Here is a 14,628-nt window from a genome sequence, read left to right as displayed (position 1 = left end):
ATTCTCCGCTCCCGCGAGAAAGGAACACGGTCGTTTCGCGATACTTTTAGAAATAATATCCTATTCTTATTTATTCATATGCCTTCTCATGAGAATGATATTCTATTATGTATCGCCCCGGAGGTCCTTCAATGACGTTGTTCGAAGCACCGGCGACCGCGCCCGGCGGTCAGCCAACAGATAGTCATTCCGCAGCGCAGCACGCGTTGGCGGCTGAGCTTGACCGCGAGCTGGCGGCGATCACCACGCTCGAGGAGCGCCTCCTGGCGATCCGGGCTGGCGTCGACGGCAGCATCGCCTTTTCGACCAGCCTCGGCATTGTAGATCAGGCGATCACGCACGCCATCGCCACCACCGCCTCCGGCATCGATATCTTTACGCTCGACACCGGCCGCCACTTCCCCGAGACGCTCGACACCTTGTTCGATACCGAGGGCAAGTACGGCATCAAGATCCGCGTCATGTTCCCGAACTCCGCCGCGGTCGAAGAACTTGTCGAGAACGATGGTGTTTATGGCTTCCGCTATTCGGTCGAAGCCCGCAAAGCCTGCTGTGAGATCCGCAAGGTCGAGCCGCTCAACCGCGCGCTGAAAGGCGCTGCCGGCTGGGTAACGGGCCTGCGCCGCGAGCAGTCGCAAGGCAGATCACACGTTCCCTTCGCGAGCTACGATCCTGTGCAAAAGCTCATCAAGCTGAACCCGATCGCCGACTGGTCTCTTGAAAAACTCGAAGACTACGTTGCGGCGAACAAAATTCCCGTCAATGCTCTACACGCGAAGGGCTTTCCTTCGATCGGTTGCCAGCCGTGCACCCGGGCCATCAAGCCGGGTGAAGACATCCGGGCCGGCCGCTGGTGGTGGGAAAACGAGAACGGCAAGGAATGCGGGCTTCACACGCAGTCCGAAGACCCTGGATTTGAACCAAAGGACCGCGCGGCATGACGGCGGAGCCATCGCATCTCGATCTGCTCGAAGCAGAGAGCATCCATATCTATCGCGAGGCGGCGGCGCAGTTCCGCAAGCCAGTGATGATGTATTCCATCGGCAAGGACTCGACCGTCCTGCTGCATCTCGCACGGAAGGCTTTCTTTCCGCAGGCGGTGCCGTTCCCCCTTCTTCACGTCGACACGACGTGGAAGTTCAAGGAGATGATCGCGTTTCGCGACCGCACCGCACGCGAGCTTGATCTCGACCTCATTGTTCATACCAACCAAGACGGCATCAATCGCGGCATCAACCCGATCGACCATGCCCCCTCGATACATACCGATGTCCTGAAGACCCAAGCCCTAAAGCAAGCCCTCGACAAATACGGCTTCGACGCCGCGTTCGGCGGCGCCCGCCGTGACGAGGAAGCGAGCCGCGCCAAGGAGCGTGTTTTTTCCTTCCGCGCGCCGGGCCATCGCTGGGACCCTCGCAAGCAGCGCCCGGAGATGTGGAACCTGCTCAACGGTCGCCTCGGCACCGGCGAAACGGTGCGCGTTTTTCCGATGTCGAATTGGACCGAAAAAGACGTCTGGCGCTATATCCTGCGCGAGAAGCTTGATGTCGTGCCGCTCTACTTCGCGGCGGAACGGCCAACGATCGTCCGCAACGGCCAGATCTTGATGCAAGACGACGCGCGCCTGCAACCGCGCGACGGCGAAAAAGTCGAGATGCGTAAAATCCGCTTCCGCACGCTCGGCGATTATCCGCTGACGGCTGCCGTTGAATCGGATGCCGAAACGATTGAAGCCGTCGTCGCCGAAACGCTCAACGCGCAGACGTCGGAACGCCAAGGCCGCCTCATCGACCACGACCAGGCCGGCGCAATGGAAAAGAAGAAGCAGGAAGGCTATTTCTGATGTCCGTGCATGCCCTGCAAAAAATTCAGCCCGCCGAGTCCTCGACGCCTCGCCTTGAGGTCGTCCCGAACCTCGTGCGCGATCTCGGGGGCATCACCCACCTCCTGACCTGCGGTTCCGTCGACGACGGCAAGTCGACGCTGATCGGACGCCTGCTGTGGGATGCTTCCGATCTCTATGAGGACCAGCGCGAAAACGTGCGCAAGTCGGGCCGCAAGGCCGCCGGTACCGATCTCCCCGATTTCTCCATGCTTCTCGATGGCCTCGTCGCCGAACGCGAACAAGGCATCACGATCGACATCGCGTGGAAGTATTTCGACACGGCGACGCGCCGCTTCGTCATCATCGATTCACCGGGCCACGAGCAATACACCCGCAACATGGCGTCCGGCGCGTCCCATGCCGACGTTGCAATCGTACTTGTCGATGCCCGCTCGGGCGTGAAGAAGCAGACGAAGCGCCACACCGCGATCCTCGATCTCGTCGGCGTGAAACACGTCGTGCTCGCCGTCAACAAGATGGACCTTGTCGGCTGGTCAGAGGATGTCTTTCGCAAGATTGAAGCCGATTTCCGCACGCTCTGCTGGAAGTTCAACTTCTGGGACGCGACCGCGATCCCGTTGTCGGCCGTCTTTGGCGATAACGTCTCGGCGCCGTCAAGCAATATGTCCTGGTACACTGGCCCGACACTGATCCAGCATCTCGAAAAAGCGCCGAGCCGAGTCAGCGAATCCGGCGCAGTGTTCCGCTTCCCCGTGCAAACCGTGTTGCGCGACGGCCAGGACTTTCGCGGCCTCGCCGGCACCGTAACGTCGGGCTCGGTCAAGGTGGGCGACGTCGTCGTCGATACCTTGAGCAACGCCAGCGCCAAGGTCATCCGTATCGCCACGATGGACGGCGATCTTCCGAGCGCCACCGCCGGGCAGGCCATTGCGCTTCAACTCGACATCGACATTGACGTCTCGCGCGGCGCCGTTCTGTCGTCTCGTGAAATGCCCCCCGTCGCGGCGCAAACCATCGAAGCGCGCTTCGTCTGGTTGTCGGAAGATGCCTTCAGCCCGACAGCGGGTTACCTGCTCCGCACCTCGACCGATCTCATCCCGATCTCCAACATCGAGATAAAAGCGCTCCTCGATCTCGAGACGATGGCATCGCGACCGTCACGAAGCTGTGCCGCAAACGATATTGCGATCGCGAAAATCTCGCTAGGGCGTGCGGCCGCCATCGACGTCTTCAACGAGACGCCGGAAACCGGAACGCTCCTGCTCGTCGATTCCGTGACTGGCGCGACCATGGCCGGCGGCGTCGCGACATCCGTCAACGCCAAGGCCGAGGAACCCTCCGAAGGTCACTTCATTCTGAAGCGCGACATGCTGGCGAATGGCCTCAACCGCGACCTGTCGATGAGTTCGAAAGACCGCGAAGAGTTCATGCGCCGTGCCAACGAAGTTGCGATCCTTCTCCGCGCCGCGGGCATCGCGGTTGCCATCGAGCCGCCGCCGCCGCTCGACGACGGCATGGATCCGGGCCTCTGAGAAAACGCAGGCGCGCGGTCCCACCGCATCGGTGACGGCGCGCCCGATTTCCATCATAACAACAACAATTCCGGCATTGCAGATAGGCAGGATCTCGCGTAGGTCTCACCCTCGCGTTTTCTGCGGAATCCCATGCCCGAATTTGATCTCAGCACTCTCTGGCCGTTGATCGTCGTGGGCGGTTTCGTCGTCGGATTTCTGGTCGGCATGACGGGCGTCGGAGCCGGGTCTCTGATGACGCCCTTCCTCATTACCACCATCGGTGTTCCGCCGACGCTCGCCGTCGGCACGGACCTTCTGTTCGCGTCGATCACCAAGGCGTCGGCGGCGTGGCCGCACCACAACTTCGGCAACGTCAACTGGCGGCTCGTCGGCTGGCTCGCGGCGGGAAGCGTTCCCGGATCGCTCGCGATGCTTCTGATGCTGCATATTCTCGATCCCGACACGGCCGCGCTCTCCCTCGTCATCAAACGGGCGCTGATCGCCGCACTCCTTCTGAGCTCCATCGCAATTTTGATCTACCCGCTCATCGTGCGCGGCCACACTCAGGACCGCGAGACGACCGAACTCAAAATGCGCTACGTGCCGACGCTGCTGCTCGGCCTGACGCTGGGTTCGATCGTAACTCTGACCTCAGTCGGCGCCGGAGCCATCGGCGTCGTCGTACTGACGCTGCTCTACCCGACGCTTCGAACGCGACGCTTGATCGGAACCGACATCGTCCATGCCGTACCGCTGACACTCATTTCCGGCCTTGGCCATCTGTCGATCGGCAATGCGAGCTTCTCGTTGCTTGGCTTGCTGCTCGCGGGATCGCTTCCCGGCATCGCCATCGGTTCGCGCCTGACCGGAATTCTTCCGGATTGGCTGCTGCGCATCTTCCTGGCGGTAATCCTAAGCTTCGCTGCTTATCAGCTCTCGAAGAAGCTTTAAGCTTCTCGTCATCCCCGGACTTTAACGCGCTTCGCGCGCTCGTCCGAGGATGATGGAAGGCGAGGCTTAAACCAGTTCCACATCCGCGTGGAACTGATTGCCGGCCGTCGTCTCTTTCACGTAGCCGGAGCGGATTGCAAAATCGCCGAAGTGCTCGCCGTCGTTCCGTGTCTTCGCGTAGCTGATAAAGATCGGCTCCAGCAACGACACGATCCGTTGCTTGTCGATGTCCTGCGCATAAAGCTTCGACAGCCGTGAACCGTTGAACGCCGCGCCGAGGTATAGATTGTAAAGCCCCGGATTACGCCCAACGAGCCCGATCTCAGCAAGATATGGCCGCGCGCATCCATTCGGACAACCCGTCATCCGGATGACGATGTCATCGTCCTTCAGTCCGGCGCGATCGAGGCTTTCTTCCAGCGCCGTCACGAGATCAGGAAGGAAACGCTCGCTTTCGGCCAGCGCCAAACCGCACGTCGGCAAAGCAACACACGCCATAGCGTTTCGGCGCAAACCAGATGTAACGTCGAGCGAAATGCCGTGCGTCTTGAGAATGCTCTCGATCTTGGCTTTCGATTTCGCGGCCACGTTCGCAAGAATGACGTTTTGGTTCGCCGTGCAGACGAAATGGCAAATGTCGAGATCCGCGATCTCGCGCAACGCCGACCGCAGCGCGTAGCCGGGACGATCCTTGACGCGGCCGTTCTCGACGAACAGCGTCAGATGCCACGGCTTGTCCGCACTCTTCTTACCATCGATCGTCTGCCGCCAGCCGATCTTGTCGCCGGTGCTCGTGAACTTGAAAGGCTTCGGCTTCCCAAGCTTGAAGCCCGCGCGCTTCTCGACCTCGTCGCGGAAATTGTCGAGCCCTCGATCCTCGATCGTATACTTGAGGCGCGCGCGCGCCCGGTTTTCACGATTGCCCCAGTCGCGCTGAACGGTCACGATCTTTTCGGCAAGCGTGATGGCTTGATCGGGCGTGCAGAAGCCGAACAGATCGGCGGCCCGCGGGAATGTGTTCAGGTCGCCATGCGTCATACCCATGCCGCCGCCGATCGTCACGTTCCAGCCGACAAGCTCGCCCTTCTCGACGATCGCTATATAGCCAAGGTCGTGCGCGTAGATATCGACGTCATTGTCGGGTGGCACCGCCACGACGACCTTAAACTTGCGCGGCAGATAATGGACGCCGTAGATCGGCTCTTCGTCCTTCTTCGCCGGACCCGACTTGTCCTCGACCTTTTCGCCATCGAGCCAGATCTCGTGATAGGCGCCTGTTCTGGGCAGCAGATGCTCGCTGATCGACTTGCCGAGTTCGTAAGCCTGACGATGCGCCTTCGAGAGATCGGGATTGGCCGCCGTCATAACATTACGATTGACGTCGCCGCACGCCGCGAGCGTATCGAGGCAGACATCGTGAAACGCTTGCATCGTGCGTTTCAGGTTCGACTTGATGACGCCGTGAAACTGGAACGTCTCCCGCGTCGTCAGCCGCATCGAGCCGTTCGCATACGTGCTCGCGATGTTGTCGAGCCCGATCCACTGCTTCGCGCCGAGATACCCGCCCGGAATGCGCAGGCGGATCATGAAGGCGTACGCCTTCTCGAGCTTCTTCTTGCCGCGCTCGCCGCGAACGTCACGGTCGTCCTGGATGTAAGAACCGTGAAACTTGATCAGCTGTTGATCGTCTTCGGCGATGGCGCCGGTTTCCACTTTTTGCAGGCCTTCAGCGAGCGTTCCACGCAGCTGATGGCTCTGCTCCTTGATGAACTCGTTCTTCGAGCGTTTGTCGGTCATTTCGTTTTTCCCGGCCCCATCGCCCTCTAGCGGACAATGGGAGATTCCAAATCAATAGACGTCGCGCTGGTAGCGTCCGGCCTTCATCAGCTCTTTGAGCTTGGCGCGACCGGCGTCTTCATCGCCCTTCAACGGCTCGGCGAGAATCTTGGCGAGCATCGTGTCGACGTCCTTCGCCATGCCTTTCTCGTCGCCGCAGACGTAGAAATGCGCGCCTTCTTGAAGCCACGCATTGATATCGGCGCGCCGCTCCCAGAGACGATGCTGAACGTAAATCTTTTCCGGCTGGTCGCGCGAGAACGCAACGTCGATCCGGGTCAGATCGCCCGACTCCAAATATTCCTGCCATTCCAACTGATACAGGAAGTCGTTGGTGAAGTTCCTCTCGCCGAAGAACAGCCAGCTCTTACCCTTGGCGCCATCCGCGACGCGTTCCTCGATGAAGGCGCGATAGGGCGCGACACCAGTTCCCGCGCCCACCATGATGATCGGCGTGTGCCCGTCGGGCGGCAGACGATAGTGCCGGTTCGGCTTGACGTAGAGGCGCGCCGTCTGCCCCACCTTGCGCCGCTCGCCGAAGAATGTCGAAGAAACGCCCTTGCGGACGCGCCCATGCGATTCCCAGCGCACCGCTCCGACCAGAAGATGCGCTTCGCCCGGATGCGCCTTGAGGCTCGACGCCACCGAATAAAGCCGACCCGGAAGCGGCCGCAGCAGCCCCGTCAATTGCCCGGCCGTCAGCTTCTCAGGGTAGGCCACGAAGAAATCGACGAGCTGACGATCGGACGCAAACTTCGGATAGGCTTCGCCTTCGAGTAAGCTCTTTACGTCTGCGCGACCCGTAAGCTTCGCGTAATTCTCGACGAACGACCGCGACAACGTCGTGACGTCAAAAGATTTCTGCAGCTTCAGAAGCAGCGCAGCCTCCGAACCAAGTCCGACCGTCTGCAGCAACTCATCGACGATCGCCGGATCGTTCTCAGGATAAATTCCGACCGCATCGCCCGGCTGGTACGTGAAAGCCGGATCGTCCAGCGTAAATTCCGCGTGCCACGTCTCGCGCGTCGACCCGGTGCCGTTCAAATTGACGAGCGCTGAAATCTCAGCTTCGAGCGGATGCTCGGCAGTGTATTTCGGTTCGTCGTCATCGGCCTGCGGAACGGCACCGCCGAAATCGACATGCACGACCGTGCCGCTTGCTTGATCATCTTTTGGCGCAAGCTTGGCGAGCGCATTTTCCGTCCAGTCCGCCGCCTGTTTCGCATAGTCGAGATCGAGATCAACGCGATCGAACGTACGCACGCCGCCAAGCTCTTCAAGCCGTGCATCGATCGCTCTGCCGATAGCGCAGAACTGTGTGTAAGCGGTATCGCCGAGCGCCAGAACGGCGAACCGAACGCCATCGATACGCGGCGCGGCGTCGCTCATCAGCGCCTGATAGAAATCAACCGCGCGAGACGGCGGATCGCCCTCACCCCACGTCGCGGCGAATACGACGATATTCTTGGCTTTGGCAAGTACCGCCATGTCGACGTCCGCCATATCGAAAACCTTGGCATCGAGGCCATGCTTCTGCGCGGCCTTCTTGGCCTTGGTCGCGAGGGCTTCCGAATTACCGCTTTCGCTGGCGTAAAGGATCGTCAACGGTGCTCGAGGCTTTGTGGCCGGAGCAGCTTGCGCGAGCCCACCGCCCTGAGCCGCCTCGAAACCCGCGAAGAAACCGGCAAGCCAAGAGCGCTGCTGCGGAGTTGTCCGCGCAACCACTTTGTTCAGCATATCGATGTCTTCCGGCAGAAACGGAGCGTTGCGCGGAAGCAAGGGGGTCGCGGTCACGAAAAACTCTCCTCGTCAGGGCCCTAAGCCCAAAACTCCCTAAGCCCGGAATTTCAAAGCGCGGGCCTACCGCGCCTTTCAGCCCAGGAAAAGCCCAAACCTGCCGATCGAGCGGGGCGCGCTCGATAACTAATAGCCAACAATTCCTAACAGCGGGCGCACACGCCGCCGAAACCCAACGGCTCGTACACGCGCTCAAGCCGTTTGGATACGCCATTTTAGAACAATTTTCTACACACCTGCGGCATTCCACCCCAAACATAAGAATAATATTCTAATATATCGGACGAATAATGCCAAAATCGATTACCGAACGGGGGTGCGGGCAAAACCCAGCGAGTGCCGCCCCCCAGCCTCCTGGAAACCCGATCCCATCCCGTCTCGCACATGCGTTGGATCAGACCCACACGCAGACGTGAAGCGCATTGATTTGAAAAGAAGACTGCGACCTGATCTTTAGCGGATTGGCAGTTGGATCGAGCCTTGACTTTGAAGGGCCGATCCGCAGATTGGGCCGGCACAATCAAGTGCCTGCGCCGATTGAGTGGGCCCTCGGCGGGGTCTGCTGGGTAGGAAAAGCAGTTTACCGCTTGGAGGAAACACCATGAAGATCTGGACGAAACCCGAAGTGCGCGAGCAGGAAGTTGGTCTCGAAGTCACCAGCTACCTTCCGGCCGAGATCGACCTCATCTAATGAGATGAAGTCTTCGGTCTCGCAAGCATTGTGAGATACCGGCGCGGCGGTCGATTGGAATGATCGGCCGCCGCTGCCGTATGCTCTCGTATAACTGAGAGCGCTGCCGGCTTCGGCGACCCGTCGGCGTAACAACATTCAGCTTGATGATCATAAAAGTGCTTGGATCCGCCGCTGGGGGTGGATTTCCGCAATGGAATTGCAATGGCTTTCATTCCTCGCGAGTGAGAGCCGGCGAGGCGGGATATAAGGCAAGGCTGCAATCTTCTCTCGCCGTCAGCGCTGACGGCGTGGACTGGGTGTTGCTCAATGCCTCCCCGGATATTCGCCAGCAAATCAACGAAACGCCCGAGTTGCAGCCCGCGCATTCCGGCGCGTCGCGCAATTCGCCTATCAAAGCTGTCGTCGTGACCAATGCCGACGTCGATCACATCACCGGCCTCTTGAGCCTGCGCGAAGGCCAGCCATTCACAATCTACGCCGCCGACCGCGTACTGGCGACGCTCAACGCCAATTCGATCTTCAATGTGCTTGCCGCCGACAAGGTCCCGCGCGTCGCCTTCGAACTCGACAAGCCGACCCGCCTCGAAGGCGCCGGCGTCGATCTTGGCCTCGTCGTCGAAGCCTTCGCGGTCCCCGGCAAAGTTGCTCTGTTCCTCGAAAAGGGCGACGCCGACAACAACTTTGGCAGCCGCGACGGCGACACCATCGGCCTCAAGATCACCGCAACCAAAACGGGCAAGGCATTCTTCTATATTCCCGGAGTCGCAGAGATCGATCCGCCCCTCGCCGATAAAATCCGCGGCGCCGAACTGATCTTTTTGGACGGCACGCTGTTTACCGATGACGAGATGCTGACCCAAGGCCTGCTCAACAAAACCGGCCAGCGCATGGGCCATATTTCGGTTTCAGGGCCAGACGGTTCGATCGCTGCCTTGAGCAAGCTCAACGTGAAACGCCGGATTTACGTCCACATCAACAATTCGAACCCAATCCTGGACGAAAATTCAGAAGCCCGTAAAGTCGTCGAAGCATCCGGTTGGGAAGTCGGCTTCGATGGCATGGAGGTCCGCCTATGAACCCCGTCAGTCTCGAGAAGAAAACCGCCGAACGCCTCGGCAACGAACCGCCGATGTCGACGTCCGAATTCGAAGCCGCGCTTCGCGCCGTCGGCCCCGAGCGCTACCACGATTTGCACCCGTTCCATCACATGCTGCACGGGGGCAAGCTCAATAAGGGTCAGGTGCAGGCGTGGGCATTGAACCGCTACTGCTATCAGTCCGCCGTCCCGAGAAAGGACGCGGCCCTCGTCAGCCGCGCCTACGATCGCGAACTGCGCCGCGAATGGACCCACCGCATCCTCGATCATGACGGCTTGCTGCCCGACGAGCCGGGCGGCATCGAGCGTTGGCTCGTTCTGACCGACGGTCTCGGCCTCGACCGCGAATATGTGATCTCGCGTCGCGGCGCCCTCCCGGCAACCGTCTTCGCCGTCGAAGCTTACGTTACCTTCGTACGCGAACAGCCTTTGACCATTGCGGTCGCCTCGTCCCTCACGGAACTTTTCGCGCCGAAGATTCATAAAGAGCGCATCTCCGGCATGCTCGAAAGCTATGATTTCATCGACGATAAGGTCATGGCCTATTTCAAGCGCCGCCTGACGCAAGCTCCGCGCGACGCCGATTTCGCGCTGCAATATGTTCTCAAAAACGCCAAGACGCGGGACGAACAGGAAGCCTGCGTCGAAGCCGTGCGTTTCAAATGCAACGTCCTTTGGGTGCAGCTCGACGCTCTTTATCACGCCTATGTCGATGGGCACGTTCCGCCCGGCGCCTTCCGGCCAGAGGCATAAGTAAATGAGCAGCGAAGCAACTCGCACACGTGTGATCATAGGACCGGCTTCAAAACCGGCGATGCCGCCCCACATTAAGCTCAGGCATGATGCCGGGCGCGGTCGCTGGCATGTGCTCGCACCGGAACGCGTGTTCGAGCCCGACCCGATCGCCATCGAAATCCTAAAGCGTTGTGACGGCGTCGCCTCGGTCGAGCAGATCGCAGGCGAGCTTGCGAAAGACTACAACGCCCCGCTGCAGGAAATCCTCGCGGACACCATATCAATGCTTCAGGAGCTTTCTGATAAGGGCGTGATCAAAGCCGCTTGAGGAAACCCGGGACAGAACGGAGCTGACGTCATGAACGAAATAGCGCCGATGGAGCAATTCTCCGAAAAGCCCGTAGTCGAGGCGTGCGCCCGCGCGCCGGTCGGGCTTCTTGCAGAGCTGACACATCGTTGTCCGCTGCAGTGCCCGTACTGCTCCAACCCTCTCGAACTCGATCGCGTCAACAGTGAGCTGACGACCGAGCAATGGCAGGACGTCATGCGCCAGGCCGCCGACCTCGGCATCCTGCAGATCCACCTTTCGGGCGGCGAGCCGACCGTCCGCAAAGACCTCGAAGATATCGTCGAAGTCGCGGCCAAGGTCGGCCTCTATACGAACCTCATCACAGCCGGCGTCACGCTGACTCGCGATCGTCTGAAACGCCTGAAAGAGCTTGGACTCGATCACGTCCAGCTTTCGATCCAAGATGTCGACGACGTCAACGCCGAGAAAATCTCCGCCTACAAGAACGGCCTCGCGAAAAAGCGCGAAGTCGGCAAGTGGGTGCGTGAGCTTGAGATGCCGCTGACCGTCAACGCGCCGATTCATCGCCTCAACATCGAGAACCTTCCGAACATCATCGATTTTGCAGTCGAGTTGGGCGCTGGCCGCATCGAGGTCGCCAACATTCAGTATTACGCCTGGGCGCTGAAGAACCGCGCCGCTCTGATGCCGACCCGCACTCAGGTGCTAAAGAGCGCCGAGATCGTCGAGGAAGCGAAAGCGCGCTTAAAAGGCATCATGGTCTTCGATTTCGTCGTGCCGGACTACTACGCGAAGACTCCAAAGCCGTGCATGGGCGGTTGGGGGCGCGGCGTCATGAACGTAACGCCGCAAGGCCGCGTGCTTCCCTGCCATGCGTCGGAGACCGTCCCGGGGCTCATCTTCGATAACGTTAAGGATCGCCGTCTGGCCGACATTTGGTTGAACGGACAGGCCTTCCAGATGTATCGCGGCACGAGCTGGATGAAAGAACCATGCCGTAGCTGCCCGCGCGCCGAAATCGATTTCGGCGGCTGCCGCTGCCAGGCGATGGCCTTCACCGGGGATGCCGCCGCGACCGACCCTGCCTGCAAGCTCTCCCCCCATCACGAAGCCTTCGTCGCGGCAGCGGAGAGCGAAAGCGCCGAGCAGACGCCACCCCCGTTCGTCTATCGTCGCATGAGCCCAGTGAAAGCGCCGGCAGCTGAGTAATTCGCAGCTGTCCAAAATGTAATATACCGCCCGTTTTGCGTGTATTTGCGATGCAGCATTAGCGTCGGAAAATTCAACGGCCGGTGCGGCATTCTGTTCGGCATCGGTTCAGAAAATAAATGCCAATTTCCCTCGACTGAGCTATGAGTTGCAACGTTTCTAAAGTATCGCTCAGGCGAAACGGGAAGGAAAATTGAGAATGCGCAAGTGGGTTCTGGCGATTGCGATGATCGCCGCTGTACCGGCAGCCGGCATGGCCGCTGACGCCGATGCTGGCAAGACGATCTTCAACAAGTGCAAGGCTTGCCACCAGGTTGATAAGAACGGCGTCGGACCGCATCTCGGCGGCGTCGTTGGCCGCAAGGCAGCTTCGGTTGATGGCTATAGCTACTCTGAAGCACTGAAGAAGTCCGGCATCACCTGGGACGACGCAGCTCTCGACAAGTGGCTGCAGGGTCCGAGCAAGGACGTTCCGGGCACGAAGATGATCTTCGCCGGCGTCAAGGACGCGACCGATCGCGCCAACTTGATCGCATATCTCGGCACGCTGAAGTAATTCGCGCTCCACGATAACTGATAGAAATCGCCGCGAAGAAGGGGTTCTTCGCGGTGATGTCTTTTTTAGGTTTCGAAAGGCACAACGTCGCCCGCGTCAAGCGCGTCCAGCATCGCGTCAAGCGTCTTGCCACCGATTTTCAGCGACGGCGCGACATCCTTTAGCGGCGCGAGCACGAACGCCCGCTCGCTGATAAGCGGATGCGGAACGACGAGATCGGGCTCGCAGATCTGTCGATCTCCAATCGTCAGAATATCGACGTCGATGATCCGCGGCCCCCAATGCCGAGTGCGCACTCGGCCCATATCGTTTTCGACCGCCTGGCAGTGCTTCAGGAGATCATGCGGCGACAGCCGTGTCTGCACGCCGACACATCCATTCACGAACCAGTCTTGATCAGTGACGCCCCAAGGAGCTGTCCGATAAAGCCGCGAGCGTGCGACCACGTGTATCGAGCCGTCGGAGCCGAGCCTGCGAATCGCGTCTTCGATATTTTCAACGCGATCTCCGAGGTTCGTGCCGAGCGCCAGAATGGCGTCGAACTGGACCGGCACCCCCTCGATCTTCGCTCCGGTGCAACCGCTCTCGGCCGCCTTCGGCTCAGATTCGCCCATCAGTCGTATTTGATATATGCGAACCGCATATCGCTTTCTGGCGTGCCTTCAAGGCCTTTGCCTTCCTTGCCCGGCTGCCAATGCACAACCTCCTCGATCTTCTTGGCGAGTTCTAGATCCTTCGACGTGATCCCCTTCGCAGAATGCGTCATCAACCGCACTTCCACCCATGCATATGAGCAGGTGATATCGGGATGGTGCCACGCGACTTCGGCAAGATGGCCGATCGTGTTGACGACCATGAGCGTGCCTTTCCAGCTTGCCGTCTTGTAGGTGCGGCGGATCCACCCGTCCTCGAGCTTCCAGGCCGGAAGGTTGTCGGCGAGCCAAGCCTTAACATCAGCCTCCGCCATAGGTTTTTCGCGTTCTGCACTCATCTTGCCCTCGACCTCCAATTATCGGACAACTCGGTTCCGAAATCCTACTGCTGCCGCAGCCGAGAAAGCAAACAGCTGTCGACGCGGCCTTTCAAGAGAAAGGATCGTTTTAAGTGAAGCCTCTTCCGGCGACTTCGGCCGCGCTCCGCGTCACGGCCCCGGCGAGGCTGCATCTAGGCTTCCTCGACTTGAATGGCGGCATCGGTCGGCGCTACGGAAGCATCGGCCTCGCCATCGATAAGCCAAGCACATCGCTCACGATAACCAAAGCGTCGGAAAATTCCGCATCCGGCATCGAAAGCGAGCGATCCGTCGCGCTTCTGCGCAAATTCACCGACGATGGCAAATCGGGCGCCTACGCCATCGATGTCGCCACTGCGATCCCCGCGCACGCGGGCCTGGGATCCGGCACGCAACTCGCGCTCGCAATCGGAGCGGCCATCGCACGCTTGCAGGACCGCGAGCTTTCCGCCGCCGATCTGGCAGCACTCGGCGAACGCGGCGCCCGGTCGGGAATCGGCCTTGAAGCCTTCTCCTCGGGCGGATTCATCATTGACGGCGGCAAAGGCAAAACCGATCGCCCCCCGCCCCTGACATTGCGCACCGATTTTCCCAAACAGTGGCGCGTGATGCTGATCCTCGATCCGAGCTTCGCCGGCGTCTCCGGAGAGGCGGAAAAAACCGCCTTTGCCGGGCTCCCCCAATTTCCCGAAAGCAAGGCAGCGCACATCTGTCACCTCGTCTTGATGAAACTCGTCCCAGGCCTAAAGGAGGAGGACATAGGCGCCTTCGGCTCTGCGTTGACCGAGATACAAGAGATCGTCGGCGGCCATTTCGCCTCGAAACAGGGCGGCAGCCCGTGGACCAGCCGGGCCGTCGGCGAGCTTGCTTCGCGGATGCGAGACAAGGGCGCCACCGGCATCGGACAGAGCTCCTGGGGGCCGACCGGCTTCGCCTTTGTCGACAACCCAAAAGCGGCAGAACGCCTCTATCATTCTCTAAGCGAAGACGCTAAACGCGACGGGCTCGAAATCCTCATCGCACATGGCCGCAACACCGGCGCCAGCATCGAAACGCTGCGCAATTCATAACG

The 14,628-nt window shown here is 60.0% G+C and carries 14 protein-coding genes and 1 pseudogene; 11 read left to right on the top strand and 4 right to left on the bottom strand.

Annotation, left to right across the window (positions count from 1 at the left end; translation table 11 throughout):
- Positions 1-131 precede the first annotated feature (131 nt).
- The 4 genes from WC811_RS19410 (at position 132) to WC811_RS19395 (ending at position 4,311) form a co-directional block, all read left to right on the top strand.
- A complete protein-coding gene (locus WC811_RS19410; RefSeq protein WP_372647083.1) occupies positions 132-941 on the top strand; it encodes a phosphoadenylyl-sulfate reductase in 810 nt (269 codons plus the stop codon).
- On the top strand, positions 938-1,843 hold the full coding sequence (cysD, locus tag WC811_RS19405; RefSeq protein ID WP_372647082.1) for a sulfate adenylyltransferase subunit CysD: 906 nt from the start codon (positions 938-940) through the stop codon (positions 1,841-1,843). Before WC811_RS19410 ends, cysD begins: the two co-directional genes overlap by 4 nt.
- Positions 1,843-3,378: a GTP-binding protein gene (locus WC811_RS19400; RefSeq protein ID WP_372647081.1), complete on the top strand. Its 1,536-nt coding sequence runs from the start codon at positions 1,843-1,845 to the stop codon at positions 3,376-3,378. Before cysD ends, WC811_RS19400 begins: the two co-directional genes overlap by 1 nt.
- Positions 3,379-3,510: 132 nt before the next feature.
- Positions 3,511-4,311, top strand: coding sequence for a sulfite exporter TauE/SafE family protein (locus tag WC811_RS19395; protein WP_372647080.1), 801 nt, complete (start codon positions 3,511-3,513; stop codon positions 4,309-4,311).
- Between the two features lie 66 nt (positions 4,312-4,377).
- Here the strand turns inward: WC811_RS19395 and WC811_RS19390 are convergent.
- Both WC811_RS19390 and WC811_RS19385 read right to left on the bottom strand, forming a co-directional pair.
- Positions 4,378-6,102, bottom strand: a pseudogene (locus tag WC811_RS19390) (NADPH-dependent assimilatory sulfite reductase hemoprotein subunit); the annotation flags it as partial.
- A gap of 57 nt (positions 6,103-6,159) precedes the next feature.
- Positions 6,160-7,941: a sulfite reductase flavoprotein subunit alpha gene (locus tag WC811_RS19385; RefSeq protein ID WP_372647079.1), complete on the bottom strand. Its 1,782-nt coding sequence runs from the start codon at positions 7,939-7,941 to the stop codon at positions 6,160-6,162.
- Between the two features lie 604 nt (positions 7,942-8,545).
- Between WC811_RS19385 and pqqA the strand changes: the two genes are divergently transcribed.
- The 6 genes from pqqA to WC811_RS19355 all read left to right on the top strand — a co-directional run bounded on the left by pqqA (position 8,546) and on the right by WC811_RS19355 (position 12,544).
- Positions 8,546-8,635 carry a pyrroloquinoline quinone precursor peptide PqqA gene (gene pqqA, locus WC811_RS19380; RefSeq protein WP_181338038.1) on the top strand — a complete coding sequence of 30 codons (90 nt, stop codon included), beginning with the start codon at positions 8,546-8,548 and terminating at the stop codon, positions 8,633-8,635.
- 146 nt (positions 8,636-8,781) lie between these two features.
- A complete protein-coding gene (gene pqqB / locus WC811_RS19375) occupies positions 8,782-9,714 on the top strand; it encodes a pyrroloquinoline quinone biosynthesis protein PqqB (RefSeq protein ID WP_372647078.1) in 933 nt (310 codons plus the stop codon).
- Entirely contained in the window at positions 9,711-10,487 is a 777-nt protein-coding gene (gene pqqC / locus WC811_RS19370) for a pyrroloquinoline-quinone synthase PqqC (protein ID WP_372647077.1), read from the top strand. Before pqqB ends, pqqC begins: the two co-directional genes overlap by 4 nt.
- A gap of 4 nt (positions 10,488-10,491) precedes the next feature.
- Complete coding sequence (gene pqqD / locus WC811_RS19365; protein WP_372647076.1) at positions 10,492-10,797, top strand: pyrroloquinoline quinone biosynthesis peptide chaperone PqqD; 306 nt, start codon at positions 10,492-10,494, stop codon at positions 10,795-10,797.
- Positions 10,798-10,827: 30 nt separating this feature from the next.
- Positions 10,828-11,988: a pyrroloquinoline quinone biosynthesis protein PqqE gene (gene pqqE, locus WC811_RS19360; RefSeq protein WP_372647075.1), complete on the top strand. Its 1,161-nt coding sequence runs from the start codon at positions 10,828-10,830 to the stop codon at positions 11,986-11,988.
- A 199-nt stretch (positions 11,989-12,187) separates the two neighbouring features.
- The gene (locus WC811_RS19355) at positions 12,188-12,544 is read left to right on the top strand and encodes a cytochrome c family protein (protein ID WP_372647074.1); all 357 of its coding nucleotides are present in this window, start codon (positions 12,188-12,190) and stop codon (positions 12,542-12,544) included.
- Between the two features lie 65 nt (positions 12,545-12,609).
- Here WC811_RS19355 and folK read toward each other — a convergent pair whose 3' ends face one another.
- Together folK and WC811_RS19345 are read right to left on the bottom strand one after the other, a co-directional pair.
- Positions 12,610-13,158, bottom strand: coding sequence for a 2-amino-4-hydroxy-6-hydroxymethyldihydropteridine diphosphokinase (gene folK, locus WC811_RS19350; protein ID WP_372647073.1), 549 nt, complete (start codon positions 13,156-13,158; stop codon positions 12,610-12,612).
- Positions 13,158-13,535: a 4a-hydroxytetrahydrobiopterin dehydratase gene (locus WC811_RS19345; RefSeq protein WP_372647072.1), complete on the bottom strand. Its 378-nt coding sequence runs from the start codon at positions 13,533-13,535 to the stop codon at positions 13,158-13,160. The genes folK and WC811_RS19345 overlap by 1 nt, the downstream gene beginning before the upstream one ends.
- A 113-nt stretch (positions 13,536-13,648) precedes the next feature.
- Here WC811_RS19345 and WC811_RS19340 point away from each other — a divergent pair, with 113 nt between their 5' ends.
- A complete protein-coding gene (locus WC811_RS19340) occupies positions 13,649-14,626 on the top strand; it encodes a beta-ribofuranosylaminobenzene 5'-phosphate synthase family protein (protein ID WP_372647071.1) in 978 nt (325 codons plus the stop codon).
- Positions 14,627-14,628 lie beyond the last annotated feature (2 nt).

Origin of the sequence: Hyphomicrobium sp. (assembly GCF_041659645.1) — a bacterium.
Taxonomy (GTDB): domain Bacteria; phylum Pseudomonadota; class Alphaproteobacteria; order Rhizobiales; family Hyphomicrobiaceae; genus Hyphomicrobium_B.
Note: the sequence above shows the minus strand (reverse complement) of the source record. Positions and strands in the feature narration are given on the sequence as shown.

Coding starts and splice junctions, on each gene's coding strand:
- WC811_RS19410 (WP_372647083.1), top strand. CDS start 132: ATGACGTTGTTCGAAGCACCGGCGACCGCGCCCGGCGGTCAGCCAACA.
- cysD (WP_372647082.1), top strand. CDS start 938: ATGACGGCGGAGCCATCGCATCTCGATCTGCTCGAAGCAGAGAGCATC.
- WC811_RS19400 (WP_372647081.1), top strand. CDS start 1,843: ATGTCCGTGCATGCCCTGCAAAAAATTCAGCCCGCCGAGTCCTCGACG.
- WC811_RS19395 (WP_372647080.1), top strand. CDS start 3,511: ATGCCCGAATTTGATCTCAGCACTCTCTGGCCGTTGATCGTCGTGGGC.
- pqqA (WP_181338038.1), top strand. CDS start 8,546: ATGAAGATCTGGACGAAACCCGAAGTGCGCGAGCAGGAAGTTGGTCTC.
- pqqB (WP_372647078.1), top strand. CDS start 8,782: ATGATCATAAAAGTGCTTGGATCCGCCGCTGGGGGTGGATTTCCGCAA.
- pqqC (WP_372647077.1), top strand. CDS start 9,711: ATGAACCCCGTCAGTCTCGAGAAGAAAACCGCCGAACGCCTCGGCAAC.
- pqqD (WP_372647076.1), top strand. CDS start 10,492: ATGAGCAGCGAAGCAACTCGCACACGTGTGATCATAGGACCGGCTTCA.
- pqqE (WP_372647075.1), top strand. CDS start 10,828: ATGAACGAAATAGCGCCGATGGAGCAATTCTCCGAAAAGCCCGTAGTC.
- WC811_RS19355 (WP_372647074.1), top strand. CDS start 12,188: ATGCGCAAGTGGGTTCTGGCGATTGCGATGATCGCCGCTGTACCGGCA.
- folK (WP_372647073.1), bottom strand. CDS start 13,158: ATGGGCGAATCTGAGCCGAAGGCGGCCGAGAGCGGTTGCACCGGAGCG.
- WC811_RS19345 (WP_372647072.1), bottom strand. CDS start 13,535: ATGAGTGCAGAACGCGAAAAACCTATGGCGGAGGCTGATGTTAAGGCT.